Here is a 12,960-nt window from a genome sequence, read left to right as displayed (position 1 = left end):
CAGAGTGAAGCTCGTTTCGGGGTATATAAGCGGAGGTTTTCCGTCTATGCAACGCAAAATCCTCCATTTTCACGTTTTTCGAGTCAATAGGCGGAATTTCTCCGTCTATTTAGGCTATTTTCATTTTATTTACTAACTAAGCGGAATTTCTCCGTCTATTTATCAGATAGGGTGCTTAACCTGATCCCCCAATTATCAATCCATTTACTTTACCTTCTGACAATACCATTCTTATCACTTCTATTTCCATTAATAAAACTTATTCTGTTCTAGTCTCCCCAACCTTAAGGAGAGGTATTTGGCTAAAGCCTCATTTACTTACGGTTAACCGTAACAGATCTAAATGAGATACTTTTAATCTTACAAACTGCTAATGTTCCTTTTTACAAGATTTCTCATGTTGAAGCAGCCATTCTTTTCTCCACAGACCTCCTGCATAACCAGTTAATTTCCCATTAGAGCCGATTACTCTGTGACAAGGAATGACAATGCTTAACTTGTTTTTGCCATTTGCACTCCCCACAGCTCTAATGGCTTTTTCATTCCCAATGGAAACGGCAATATCCTTATAGGACCCCGTTTCCGCATAGGGGATTTCTATTAAAGCTTCCCATACTGTTTTTTGAAAGTCAGTCCCATGAAATTGATACGGGAATGAAAAGTCACGACGATTACCTTTAAAATATTCGTCAAGTTGGGTATAGCATTCTGCTAAGACCGAAGGAGTTTCGGCCTGTAAATAATTCTCCCTTTTATCCTTTTCAGAAAATAAAATTGAGCTGATGGCTTCATTAGTGCTGATTATTTCGATTACGCCAATTGGTGATTCATAATCCAATTTATGTATTTTTGTCATATAAAGACCTCCAAAGATAAAAGGTAGCATATGCCTGCCAGCCTTCCCAATTTGCTGCATACTCTTTTATTTCCTCTATAGTCGGTTTCCTCTCCAGATCTAATAGATTTTTTAAGGCATTATGAAGTCCAACATCTGCAACTGGGAAGGAGGAGGTATAGTGCAGACATTTCATCATTACATAATCTGCCGTCCATGCTCCGATACCTCTTATCATCATTAATGATTTTTGTATTAGCTGATAATCCATCTTCTGAAGCAATAATTCTTTGGTTAATAGCCCATTTGTCATCGCTTTAGCGATACCAATGATATATTCAGCCTTCCTATAAGTAAATTGAAGTTTCCTTAAATCCTCGACATTTATAGTAGCTATTTTTTCAAATGAGGGGAATAACCAAAACGTTTCTCCTTCGAAAGTCAGGCTTTCACCATATTGTTCTATGAAGCGTTTCTTTAATCTATAAGCAAATGTTAAATTAATTTGCTGTCCCATAATCGCCCATACGAGCGCTTCAAATAAATCAGGAATGCCTATAATCCGTAATCCATAATATTTATGGACAAGAGTCTTTAAAACTTTATCTTGACCAGCCAGTTGATAAAATTCTCCTAAATCCTGATCCAGATCAAACCATTCCCAAATATACTCTGCCGCTTTTTTACGTGAGTCAAACGGTGAAGGGCCTATTGGGAATTCAACCTTTATGGAATGATTGATAGATTCAATTTTACATAAAATCAGTGATTCATTAACTTTTATTAGTTTATATAAAGACCCCTCTTTAATCTGATGCACCATTTCCTGATTGGACCTACCCAAGAAAACTAAACACTCTTCAAAATTAAATTCCTTTGGTGGATATATTTCTATATAAGATTCATAATCAATCCAATTCATTTAGAGGTCCTTTCGATATTCACTGGGAGAACAATTTTTTAAGCTTCGAAATACTTTGTAAAAATTGGAAGGACTCTGGAACCCCACCTCATAACAAATCTCAAGGTTCGTCAAGTTTGTGCATCTTAGAAGGTGGGCTGCTTTATCGATACGTATTTTTTCTAAATAACTACGTGGAGTATCAGATGTTTCCTGTTTAAATAAGCGCTCCAAATAAAAGGGACTTAAACCTGCATGATTCGCGATGTCTTTTAATATCAAATTTTGTTTATAATGATTGACTAGGAATGTAATAATATTTCTGACAAGCTCAATATGTGGCGATTGCTCAACTTCTGGCTGACATCTTTTGCAAGGACGATAACCAGCTATTTCAACTTCATTCATATCATGATAAAATTCAACATTTATTTTTTTGGGTTTCCTTGATCTGCAGGAAGGACGACAGTAAATTTTAGTAGTTTTAACTGCAGTAAAAAATAGCCCATCATATTTTCGATCACAAGCGATAATTTTCTCCCACATCTCTTCAAATGAAAGATTGATATTAGACACCATCTACCCAACTACCTTTCAGATTATCTTTCGTTCTCGTACAAGAGAGATGTATCTTTAAACTCCAATAAATTAGAAACCTTCTTTTCTAAATAAGCGATCACTTTATCAGATAGTGCATTTCCAAAACTAAAACGTCTTACTCCTAATTCTTTTAGCTTATTACAATTGGTTAGTCCAGGTAAAGATAATACATTTAATGGAGAACTTACATTCTTTTTAAATTCTTTAATCTCATCATCCTCTTTTAACCCAGGAACAAAAATCCCGCTGGCACCGCTCTCTATATATGCCTTTGCTCGTTCAATTGTTTCCACTAAGGTATTTTTCCTTTGCAAGTAAGTATCGGTTCTGGCATTGATATAGAACTCTTTATAACCATTTCGATCTAACGCTATTCTTATTTTCCCCAGTAGTTTACAGTGCAGTGGAATTTCTCTTAATTCATTTGAACCTTTCAAAGAATCTTCAATATTGATACCAGCTACCCCAACATCAGCTGTCTTTAAAACATTATAAATAATCTTGTTAGTATCCTCACTATACCCTGCTTCGATATCACGGAAACAGGTATTTTCACATTCTCAGTTATCGTTTTTATTATTCCTAAGTGCCTATCAAAATCAATTAATTCTCCATCTGCATACCCTAGTGAGTTAGCAATTCCCCAACTGGTGGTACCAATAGCTTTGAATCCTGCTTTTTCAAGTGTTAAGGCAGAAAGCAAATCCCAGGCGTTTCCTAGAAATAATAGTTCCTCTGAAAAATGCAGCTCATTGAATTCCTGAATCTTATTCATTTTATTTCCCTCCAAATGTTTGTTGGACCCATTTTAACAAGTAATCGACCTCCATTTCGTCCTCATTCTTGCTCTTATGGTCAGTCTTTAGAACAAGAAAAAAGTGAAGCATATGTGCTCCACTTCTAAGCTCTATTATAAAAGCCTCATTTACTTATGATACGGTTCATTGCGATTTATTCTGAACGCTCTATAAATCTGCTCCACTAATATTAATTTCATTAGTTGATGGGGGAAGGTCATCTTTGAAAAAGAAAGCTTTTCGTTCGCACGTTTTAGCACTTCTTCACTTAATCCTAACGATCCGCCAATAACAAAGGCAATCTTACTTTTCCCATACGTGGCTAATTTGTCTAACGTATCCGCAAGCTCTTCAGAGGATTGCATTTTCCCATTGATTGCAAGTGCTATTACATATGTATCCTGGCTAATCTTAGCCAAAATTCTTTCTCCCTCTTTTTGCTTTACCTGAATCATTTCCAACTCACTTAGTTCTTCTGGTGCCTTTTCGTCAGCCACCTCAATGACTTCTACTTTCGCATACGAATTCAGTCGCTTTAAATATTCATCAATTCCCATTTTTAAATATTTTTCTTTTAATTTACCAACACTAACAATCGAGATATTCACAATCCACAACCCTCTTTTTTATATTACAAACAGTTTACAAACAAGATATCCACAGAAGTTATCCACATGTCCACAATTTTTATCCACATCTTGTATGGAATCATTTGTTCGCCACAATATATACAGCTGTATTTCGACAATATTCACAACCTGTTGATAAGTTATCCCCAATTACCTTAGATAAAACTGGAAACGTTTCAACTCATCCACAACTCCTAAAAACATGTTTCATTATTATTTACTTTCCTATATGTTTCATTCAGTTTCCTATCATACCATAAAAAAACAGAAAGGTGATTACACCTTTCTGCCTTATCATTATGACCTATCTTCAGCTAGCGTTATTGTAGTGGTATTCAACTTTCCTTCTCGATAGTATTTTACTTCCATCTGGTCTCCAATTTTGGTCTCTTGATATAAATGCTTTCTAAGATCAATGACGTCATGTATGGTTTCACCATCCATTTCCACAATAACATCCAGCTCTTGTAACCCAGCCTGTGCAGCAGGTGAATTAGAGACAACTTGTCGAAGAGCAACTCCATAGTTAATATCTCTAGGTAATTTTAATGCTTCTTCTTGATAATACCCAGGAATTTCAGCTACAGACTTCAAATCCACTCCCATATATGGGCGTTTCACCACTCCAAATTGCTCCAAATCATCAATAATTGGTCTTGCATAATTAATTGGAATCGATAAGCCAATCCCTTCCACGGCCTCTTGTGCGATTTTCATCGAGTTTATCCCAATAAGTTGTCCAGCAATATTGACTAAGGCACCACCGCTGTTACCTGGATTTATGGCTGCATCTGTCTGCAGTACTTCTGCTTGCCAATCCATAATCCCATCTTGATTGATATCAACTGGGATCGTCCGGTTAATTCCTGAAATAATCCCTTGGGTCACAGAACCAGAGAATGTGGCACCCAACGGATTCCCAATTGCCATGACGGGCTCACCCATTTTCAGTGCCTCAGAATTGCCAAATTCAGCAACTTTTTTAATCTTGGCTGCATCAATTTCAAGAACTGCTAAATCAGTCCAGACATCGCCTCCGAGCAATTTAGCAGGTATTTTTGTACCATCATTTAAAGTAACCTCTAATTGTGTTGCACCCTCGACCACATGCTGGTTGGTTACGACGTATGCTTTATTTCCTGCCTTTTTATAAATAACACCTGAGCCTGTACCAGCAGGACCTTGGTCGTCACCAGACTCATCATACCAAAAATTTGAATTTTGGATATTATTAATCCCAACTACAGCATCTGCAGCCTTATCAATCGCTTTTGTTGTATCCGTATTTACATCATAGGATACCTGCTGTTGAATAAAATTATCTTGATTATCATTATTTCCACCAGCAGATTGGTTATTGTTTGGCTGCACATCGTAAGGAAGGAATCCTTGGTTGGATAATGCCGGAATTGAAATGACAACTAGCATCGCTCCAAGTATTGCACCGACAATACTGGCAAGAAAATATCCTCCTCTATTTCCACTTTGTTTTTGGTAACGCTCCTGTGAATGATCATCATAATAACCCATTTTCACCACGTCTCCCTTTCGTAAGCAACTACCTTTTATTTTGGCTTATACTTACAATTATACTCTGTCCACAGTCATTTTATAAAAAAAAGAACAAAGATACCAATCGAGTATCTTTGTTCTAGGCTATACTGCTGTTAAAATCGTTGGAACTTTAGGATCTGTGTCGTAGAGGTCAAACTGCTCGCCAACAATCAACCCTTGGCTTTGCATCGTTTGTGTTACTGACATTCTTGCTAAGTCTTTCATATTGTTATCAAGACTTAAATGGGCAAGATATATTCTTTTTGTATTGTCTCCAATTACTTCACTCATCGCAATCGCTGCATCTTCATTTGAAACGTGACCAAGGTCGCTCAGAATCCTTCGTTTCGTATTCCAAGGATATCTTCCCATTCTCAGCATTTGCACATCATGATTTGACTCAAAAATATAGGCATCAGCATTTGATATAATCCCTTTCATCCGATCACTTACATAGCCTGTATCTGTGATTAAAACCAATTTCTTGCCTGAGTGATGGAAAACATAAAACATCGGCTCTGCTGCATCATGCGAGACCCCAAATGATTCAATATCTGTTGCACCAAAGCTTTTTACACTTTCTGTGCTGAAAATCATCTTTTGCTCTGTTGGAATATCTCCAACATTTCGTTCCATTGCCCGCCAGGTATTTTCATTCGCGTAAACTGGCAGTTTATATTTACGGGCCAATACACCAATCCCTTTAATATGATCACTATGTTCATGGGTTACAAAAATTCCTGATAATTTACTTATATCTCGATCTATATGTTGAAAAAATGCCTCCATTTGCTTCCCGCTAAATCCTGCATCTACTAGAAAGGAATGCTCGTCTGATTCAACATAAAGCGAATTCCCCGTACTCCCGCTCGCTAAAACGCTAAACCTCAATTCCATATTTTTCACTCCACATCCCTATTTTTCATCGCTGTTAAATTCTATAATCTGTCCTTCTAGTGCATTAACATAAAGACTTTCTTTATCATCCACCACAAAACGCCATGTTGGTGCTAAAGCTTGTGAAGCCGCAAGCTGAATTAATGTTGAATAACCAAGTTCAACTTTTGTAATTTTACTTTTTGGCATTAGAGCACCTTTTTGATGCAAGGTTTCCAATGCCTTTAAAGGAGGGAGGATTTCCTCCTTTTCTGTCACTTTTGCAATATCCTCTAGATAGGTTTGTTCATAGGATATAATTTGATTATGATCATCAATTTGAAAAGTAAGCATTCCGCTTAGGTTTTCATATAAAGTCATATTCTCATATTGTTGAAAGTAAATGATGGTGTTTTTCTTATCCTCTTTCTTCCAAAATTTATACTGGCTGCCGTACAAAACATTATCCTTAATATAAGGTGTTAACTCAGCTGCTTCAAATTTTGGCTTTAAAGCGATCGGCTTATCCAGCTTCACTATCAGTGCTGTGCTGGGTTCCTTTAGAAGCGCTGTTTGCCCCTTAAGTTTTGTTATATCATCCTTCGTAAACATTTTGGGTTTGGCACTTAGATACTGGTCCTCAATAGGTGCCTTTGGCAGCTCTTTATAACGAATTTCCTCTGCCTCTAGCATTTCCACAAAAGAGGCCTCTGTAATGACCTCGTATTGATTTGCATCTCTAACTTTCATAAACTGAAATAAAAGATAAACATCTAATATCAGGAACGTTAAGATAAAAATTGTCTTAATTTTACTCCAATCCATGCAACAATCCCCCCAGGTCATCCTTCTTGATTTGTCCCCATGTCTGGTTATAACGGTAGAACCAAGCAGGCTCTAGGAGAATCAGTTTATTTTCACCATTATCCCTTGTCATCCTGTATCCTAAAACAAGTTGCTCTAGTAATTCTGGTTTAAAATTTTTTTTACTTTCGAGATATCCCAGTACCTCTGAACCTGTTGGAAGTGTTACCTTTACCATTTCCGTCGTTAACGGAAGCTCTAAAGCTATATTGGGCCTAACATATTTCGAAATCTCATTTCTGCCCCAGACTTCTTGAATCTCTGACATGCCGCTCTCATTAAAGACAGGAAAACCATCATTATTATATAAACGGAACGTAACAGATTTCCTTTTTACATCCCTGGCAACATATCGATAAGGGTCTGTCCAGCCGCCATGCCCATTAATAAAATCGATACTCCTCATTAATAAATCATAAGCATTGTCAACATAATCAGACTCTCCATTAGGATTAACATAAAGGAGCATATTGGTATTCTGATTAACAGTCATCTTACTCGAAGCATCACTAAATTCTTCTACCCCGGAAACCGTTCCCCTTTGTACAAATCTCGGGTCACTAAACAATGCTTCTTTGAATGCCTCCGAATTAAGAACGACAGGTAGATAGGTATATTCCATCATTTCTACATTTCCATCTGGGATAAAAACAGTCCGCTCCTCTGTTGCTTCATAAGCGAAATAGCGCTGATATTGCTCAGCATTTTTATAAAAATCACGATTAAATTCATTTAATAACCCTGGGGATATATGGCTTATATAAACCTGCCGGTAATCGGCCGAAACGAAATATACTGTCCCATTTCCCTTTTCAGAATTCTCAACGTTTATAATAATTCGATTAAAATTGAAAGCCGGAATTCTTTTCTCCTCAAATTTTAGTACACTTCGATATAGTTCAATCGGAATGTCAGTTGGAAAGACAATTTCAGCATTGCCATTTCCATGTACCAATTCTTTGATATCCTCTACATTTTCAGAGTAGTTTTTCACGTCGTAGAAAGACCATTTCCTTATTTCACTCATAATCTGATTTAGTAGCGCGGCATTGGTTGTCCCATAATGCTGCCCGTTTCTATGAAATACCACTAAATCAGGGGTAATGACCTCATGAAGCTCGCGTTTTTCCTTTAAAGTTACCTCTGCAACATTATTACCATTTTCCATCATGTCAAAATTAGGCTGATACGTCCAAAGATTCCAAGTTAAAACAATACTAACCAGAATTAGAATTGTTAATATGACTGATTTACTATTTTCGTATCTCATGACCATTCATCCTCTTCAGATTGCTCGTATGGCAGTGAAAAGGAAATTTCCGTCCCTTTTCCCTCGTCACTTACAGCCCAAATCATGCCGCCATGAACATTAACCATTTCCTTTGCAATGGCCAATCCTAATCCCGTACCACCCAATTTTCTTGTTCTCGCTTTATCCACACGATAAAAACGATCAAAAATCTTAGCGATATTCTCCTTGGGTATTCCTACCCCTTCATCAGAGACACTAACGACAATTTTTTCTTCTTCCTCTTTTATTGAAAAAGTAACCTGTCCGCCTTCTGGAGAATACTTAAGTGCATTCGATATAATATTGTAAAGTACCTGTGTCATTTTATCTTCATCTATTTCTACAAAGATTGCATGAGTTGGCAGTAATCTTTGAAAGCTTACATTTTGCTCTTTTGACATTTCAAAACGGTCAATAATACGGTCAAAGAAATCAACAAAATTTACCCATTCTTTTGAAAGTCGATAATCTGTACTATCCAATTTGGAAAGTTGAAGAAGGTCATTGACTAGGCGGATCATTCTTTCCGTTTCAGTCCGCGTAACTTCTAAAAAGTTAGGGGCAATCTCTTCATCCTTCCAGGCGCCATCGGCCAATGCCTCTAAGTAACTTCTCATCGTAGTGAGCGGTGTTCTTAACTCATGAGATACATTGGCAACAAACTCTCTTCTTTCCGCGTCTATTTTTTCCTGGTCGGTTATATCGTGAAGAACCGCAATTAACCCATTTACAAAACCCGTCTCTTTTTGAATAACTGAAAAGTTAGCACGAAGAATATAAGGTTCTTTTTTCGTACTATAATCAAGAATTAACGAATCCTTTTCTTCTAATAAATCTTCAAATGTATTCGTATCACTTAACCCTAATAGAGAATCAATTGGCTGTGAGAGAACTGTTTCACGTGAAACATTCAACATCTCCGCAGCAGGTTCATTGATTAAGATCACTCGGCCTTTTCGGTCTGTCGCAATTACTCCGTCTGTCATATAGGATAAGACGGAAGAAAGCTTCCTTCTTTCTCCCTCGGTCATTGCCTGAGCTTCTTGGAGCTTTTTCGTTAGATTGTTAAAGGTAAGGGCTAATGTTCCAATTTCATCCTGCCCATATACCCTTACTTTTCGCGAAAAATTCCCTTTCGCCATCGCCATTGCTTGCTTTTTCATGTCTGTAATCGGTCTAGTTATGGTCTGTGCCAGCAGTATTCCTAGAATAGCCGTAATCGCTAATGCAATACCTGTACCCGTTGCAAAAATACCATTAATGGTTTTCATTTGGGTAAATACATTTTCTATTTTAGCTTCCAAATAAATAGCACCAATAACATTATTGCCTGATTTTATTGGCGTCGAAAGAACCCATATCCGATGTCCGCCTTTTTTATCAATTCTGATACTGCTCGAATCTTCCCCAAGATTGATGGACTGCGTAATCCGCAGCTCTGTTGTTCTCTGTCCGACGATGCTTTGGTTTGTATCGGAGGTTCCCAGAATTTTACGAGACTTTCCCTCAATAACCCTAACCTCAAAAATATCAGCTGATTCAAAATCACGAAGAATCTTTTTAATTTCTTCTTCAAGAGTAGGATCTTCAGGAGTCCTTTTTCTTTCCATTTCTTCGACCACATTATAGGCAAGCAAATTAACGCGTTCTTTTATCGAGGTTTGAAAATTTGTCCTTAACGTTTCTTCGAGCTGCCTGACAAAATAGACGCCAATAATCTGCATCGCAACTAAAATTAGCAGTACGTAGATGATTACGAATTTAACATGTATAGAACGAAAAAAACTAACCTTTTTCATGAAGAACATTACTCCTGATCTGGGTTACGCAAATAGTAGCCCACTCCTCTACGAGTAACAATCCATGTAGGGTGGCTAGGGTTATCTTCAATCTTTTCACGTAAACGGCGAACCGTTACATCCACTGTTCGAACATCTCCGTAATAATCATAGCCCCATACGGTTTGCAGCAGATGCTCCCTTGTCATTACCTGTCCAATATGCTTTGCCAAATAGTAGAGCAGTTCAAATTCACGGTGGGTTAGTTCAATCGTCTCCCCGCGTTTTGAAACGACATATGCATTTGGATGGATGGTTAGTGAACCAATTTCAATTTCGTTTGTTTCAACTTCCTCATCTGCCTGAGAAATGACAACCTGATGTCGACGCAGATTCGCTTTGACTCTAGCGATTAATTCCCTCGTACTAAAAGGTTTTGTTACATAATCATCTGCACCAAGCTCAAGGCCTAATACCTTATCTATTTCCGAATCTTTAGCGGTCAGCATAATAATCGGCATATCATATTTCTTACGGACTTCGCGGCAAACTTCCATTCCATCTTTTAAAGGCAGCATAATATCTAAGAGAATTAAGTCTGGCTGTACTTCTTCTACCATTACGAGAGCTTCGTTTCCATCATAAGCACTGTAAACATCGTAACCCTCTTTTTTTAAGTTAAACTGCAAAATATCCGCAATCGGTTTTTCATCATCCACTACGAGAATTTTCTTTTCCATACCCATTGCTCCTTTGTTTTTCAGAATAATCTATCGATAACAATTAAATGACATATCTACTCTATTTTACTTTACCATTGTTTCGGCAGTAATTCATCTATTACTAGTATTTGACACGAAAAGAGTCTCTAGTACTAACTAGAGACTCTTTTATACGATGTGGCTTTATTTACTTACATAATCAATAGGATTTTGCAGAGCACCATTTTTGTAAACTTCGAAATGTAAATGTTTTCCCGTTGAGTCTCCAGTGGAACCCATAACACCAATGCTTGAGCCTTTCGAAACAGTTTGCCCAACACTTACACTAATTGATGCTAAGTGAGCATATACCGTCTGTATGCCATTTTGGTGGTCAATAACAATTTTGTTACCGTATCCTCCATCCCAGCCTGCTGATATAACTTTACCATTATCAGCTGCCTTAATTGTATTATTGCTTGGTCTTGCAATATCAATTCCCTTGTGCATTTTGCCCCATCTATAGCCTTGCTGACTTGAGATATAGCCTCCAACTGCTGGCCATGCAAGACTACCAGTGCCACGTGAAGGAATGACCTTTGTTCCCTTAACAACAATATGATTAACTGGCTGTGCTAGTACTACTTCACTTGTTTCTACACTGCTGATGGTTGCTCCATTTTGTGTCGAAATTCGGTAGCTAACAGAACGTTCTCCGTTTTTACCTTCTTGCTTCACTTTTGTTTCGCCTTTTGGCATATTGCTATCATCAACCGTTTCATTTGCAAACGGAATGGCTTCTTTTTGATTCACTTCTTTATCAACAATAATTTCAAGGTGTGGCTTTAATGCCGTTACATTGACCTCTTGACCGACCTTTACTACTGAGTCTTCTGTTAGTCCAGGATTTAATGCAATAAAATCTATTAGCTTTAATCCATGATTATTGGCAACCGTTCCTAGAACATCGCCTTCTTGGACAACATATTTCTTTTCTTCTAATGTCCCTTTTTGTAAGAAGGTAACTGCCTCTTCAACTGCCATAATTTCAACAGGCGAAACTTTTTCTGAATCAAATGAAACATTTTCAGCTGCTCTTACGTCTAATATACGAGTTTCATTTTCTTTTAATGGTTGTAATTCAGTTTCGGGTGCTGCTTTTCTAGCTTCTACTTCATCTAGTTGAGCTTGAGTTACATAGGCAAGTTTAAGTCTTTTAATAACATCTTCAGCACTTTCTTGGTTTTCTAAGAAAACCACAGGCTTTCCGTCAATGATAATGGCGGAAGCTTCAGCTTGAATCTGAATGATACTATCGAGTTTTTGAATGGTTTCTTCATCATTTGCTGTTGAATGAAAAACCTGTTCCTTTATGTACTCAATATTTGAGCCAAAATTTAAATCCATATCCTTAATGGATTCTCTTAACTTGTCTTCCTTTTCTTCGACAATGTTTTCAACAACCTCTTTATCAGAAACAGTTCCTATATATTGTTGATCATGGTATACATGGTAAACAGTCGTTAATTTGAACGAACCTGCAGCACTTGCAGACACGCTGCTGAATATTAGTGCAGAAGCCGCAAACGCTGTCATAACAGCCGTTTTCAAAGATTGTTTTTTCTTTAATTTACTTGATTTACTTCCTTTATTATTAAATAACATTGGAATCCTCCTAAATTACGGAAACAACTCTCTTAATCTAGTACTTTATAACCACAAAAGAAATTTCCCTCTTTTTCTACTCTATAACTTTAACATAATTTCAAATTTAATAACGATTAGTCTTGATAATGTAACAAAATTGTATAATAGCTGACATTTTACTACAGTCAAAGGAGTTGGAAGTATAAGGAATTTCTAGACATTTTCTCCTATTTTGGTAGGTAAAAGTTATTATACCAACGTTTTATACAGGTGATAGAATATGACCACATTTTACATAATGGGACAAGCTTCGCTAAAATCATGTAAATAATTGGATGTTTCATTACAATAACATTACGCTTGTGACAAACAAAAAAAAGAAGCCTACATCTGCAAGCTTCTTTTTTTATTATGGCTCAGGACGGAATCGAACCGCCGACACAAGGATTTTCAGTCCTTTGCTCTACCGACTGAGCTACTGAGCCAA

At 37.1% G+C, this 12,960-nt stretch carries 11 protein-coding genes, 1 tRNA gene and 2 pseudogenes; all 14 read right to left on the bottom strand.

The window, feature by feature from the left end; all coding sequences use genetic code 11:
* Window positions 1–370: 370 nt before the first annotated feature.
* Complete coding sequence (locus tag CHI06_RS05415) at window positions 371–856, bottom strand: methylated-DNA--[protein]-cysteine S-methyltransferase (protein WP_095247405.1); 486 nt, start codon at window positions 854–856, stop codon at window positions 371–373.
* Window positions 840–1,757, bottom strand: a complete 918-nt coding sequence (locus CHI06_RS05410) for a DNA-3-methyladenine glycosylase family protein (protein ID WP_095247404.1) — start codon at window positions 1,755–1,757, stop codon at window positions 840–842. The genes CHI06_RS05415 and CHI06_RS05410 overlap by 17 nt, the downstream gene beginning before the upstream one ends.
* Window positions 1,758–2,315, bottom strand: coding sequence for a bifunctional transcriptional activator/DNA repair enzyme AdaA (locus CHI06_RS05405; RefSeq protein WP_095247403.1), 558 nt, complete (start codon window positions 2,313–2,315; stop codon window positions 1,758–1,760).
* Window positions 2,316–2,335: 20 nt separating this feature from the next.
* A pseudogene (locus CHI06_RS05400) lies at window positions 2,336–3,111 on the bottom strand (isocitrate lyase/PEP mutase family protein).
* Between the two features lie 150 nt (window positions 3,112–3,261).
* Complete coding sequence (gene rlmH, locus CHI06_RS05395) at window positions 3,262–3,741, bottom strand: 23S rRNA (pseudouridine(1915)-N(3))-methyltransferase RlmH (RefSeq protein ID WP_095247402.1); 480 nt, start codon at window positions 3,739–3,741, stop codon at window positions 3,262–3,264.
* 100 nt (window positions 3,742–3,841) lie between these two features.
* A pseudogene (locus tag CHI06_RS30900) lies at window positions 3,842–3,928 on the bottom strand (CxxH/CxxC protein); the annotation flags it as partial.
* A gap of 131 nt (window positions 3,929–4,059) precedes the next feature.
* Complete coding sequence (locus CHI06_RS05385) at window positions 4,060–5,292, bottom strand: S1C family serine protease (protein WP_095247401.1); 1,233 nt, start codon at window positions 5,290–5,292, stop codon at window positions 4,060–4,062.
* 126 nt (window positions 5,293–5,418) lie between these two features.
* The gene (locus tag CHI06_RS05380) at window positions 5,419–6,213 is read right to left on the bottom strand and encodes an MBL fold metallo-hydrolase (RefSeq protein ID WP_095247400.1); all 795 of its coding nucleotides are present in this window, start codon (window positions 6,211–6,213) and stop codon (window positions 5,419–5,421) included.
* 18 nt (window positions 6,214–6,231) lie between these two features.
* Window positions 6,232–7,017 carry a two-component system regulatory protein YycI gene (locus CHI06_RS05375; RefSeq protein ID WP_095247399.1) on the bottom strand — a complete coding sequence of 262 codons (786 nt, stop codon included), beginning with the start codon at window positions 7,015–7,017 and terminating at the stop codon, window positions 6,232–6,234.
* A complete protein-coding gene (locus CHI06_RS05370; RefSeq protein ID WP_095247398.1) occupies window positions 7,004–8,326 on the bottom strand; it encodes a YycH family regulatory protein in 1,323 nt (440 codons plus the stop codon). The genes CHI06_RS05375 and CHI06_RS05370 overlap by 14 nt, the downstream gene beginning before the upstream one ends.
* The gene (gene walK, locus CHI06_RS05365) at window positions 8,323–10,146 is read right to left on the bottom strand and encodes a cell wall metabolism sensor histidine kinase WalK (protein ID WP_095247397.1); all 1,824 of its coding nucleotides are present in this window, start codon (window positions 10,144–10,146) and stop codon (window positions 8,323–8,325) included. Before walK ends, CHI06_RS05370 begins: the two co-directional genes overlap by 4 nt.
* 8 nt (window positions 10,147–10,154) lie before the next feature.
* Entirely contained in the window at window positions 10,155–10,865 is a 711-nt protein-coding gene (gene yycF, locus CHI06_RS05360) for a response regulator YycF (RefSeq protein ID WP_095247396.1), read from the bottom strand.
* A gap of 165 nt (window positions 10,866–11,030) precedes the next feature.
* Window positions 11,031–12,491, bottom strand: coding sequence for a peptidoglycan DD-metalloendopeptidase family protein (locus CHI06_RS05355; RefSeq protein ID WP_095247395.1), 1,461 nt, complete (start codon window positions 12,489–12,491; stop codon window positions 11,031–11,033).
* Between the two features lie 394 nt (window positions 12,492–12,885).
* A tRNA-Phe gene (locus CHI06_RS05350) sits at window positions 12,886–12,958 on the bottom strand.
* Window positions 12,959–12,960 lie beyond the last annotated feature (2 nt).

The organism is Bacillus sp. 7884-1 (genome assembly GCF_002272245.1).
Lineage (GTDB): Bacteria > Bacillota > Bacilli > Bacillales > Cytobacillaceae > Neobacillus.
Note: the sequence above shows the minus strand (reverse complement) of the source record. Positions and strands in the feature narration are given on the sequence as shown.

Excerpts from the sequence above, each read along its gene's own strand:
- CHI06_RS05415 (WP_095247405.1), bottom strand. The coding sequence starts at position 856 with ATGACAAAAATACATAAATTGGATTATGAATCACCAATTGGCGTAATC.
- CHI06_RS05370 (WP_095247398.1), bottom strand. The coding sequence starts at position 8,326 with ATGAGATACGAAAATAGTAAATCAGTCATATTAACAATTCTAATTCTG.
- CHI06_RS05380 (WP_095247400.1), bottom strand. The coding sequence starts at position 6,213 with ATGGAATTGAGGTTTAGCGTTTTAGCGAGCGGGAGTACGGGGAATTCG.
- CHI06_RS05385 (WP_095247401.1), bottom strand. The coding sequence starts at position 5,292 with ATGGGTTATTATGATGATCATTCACAGGAGCGTTACCAAAAACAAAGT.
- yycF (WP_095247396.1), bottom strand. The coding sequence starts at position 10,865 with ATGGAAAAGAAAATTCTCGTAGTGGATGATGAAAAACCGATTGCGGAT.
- CHI06_RS05375 (WP_095247399.1), bottom strand. The coding sequence starts at position 7,017 with ATGGATTGGAGTAAAATTAAGACAATTTTTATCTTAACGTTCCTGATA.
- walK (WP_095247397.1), bottom strand. The coding sequence starts at position 10,146 with ATGAAAAAGGTTAGTTTTTTTCGTTCTATACATGTTAAATTCGTAATC.
- CHI06_RS05405 (WP_095247403.1), bottom strand. The coding sequence starts at position 2,315 with ATGGTGTCTAATATCAATCTTTCATTTGAAGAGATGTGGGAGAAAATT.
- CHI06_RS05410 (WP_095247404.1), bottom strand. The coding sequence starts at position 1,757 with ATGAATTGGATTGATTATGAATCTTATATAGAAATATATCCACCAAAG.
- CHI06_RS05355 (WP_095247395.1), bottom strand. The coding sequence starts at position 12,491 with ATGTTATTTAATAATAAAGGAAGTAAATCAAGTAAATTAAAGAAAAAA.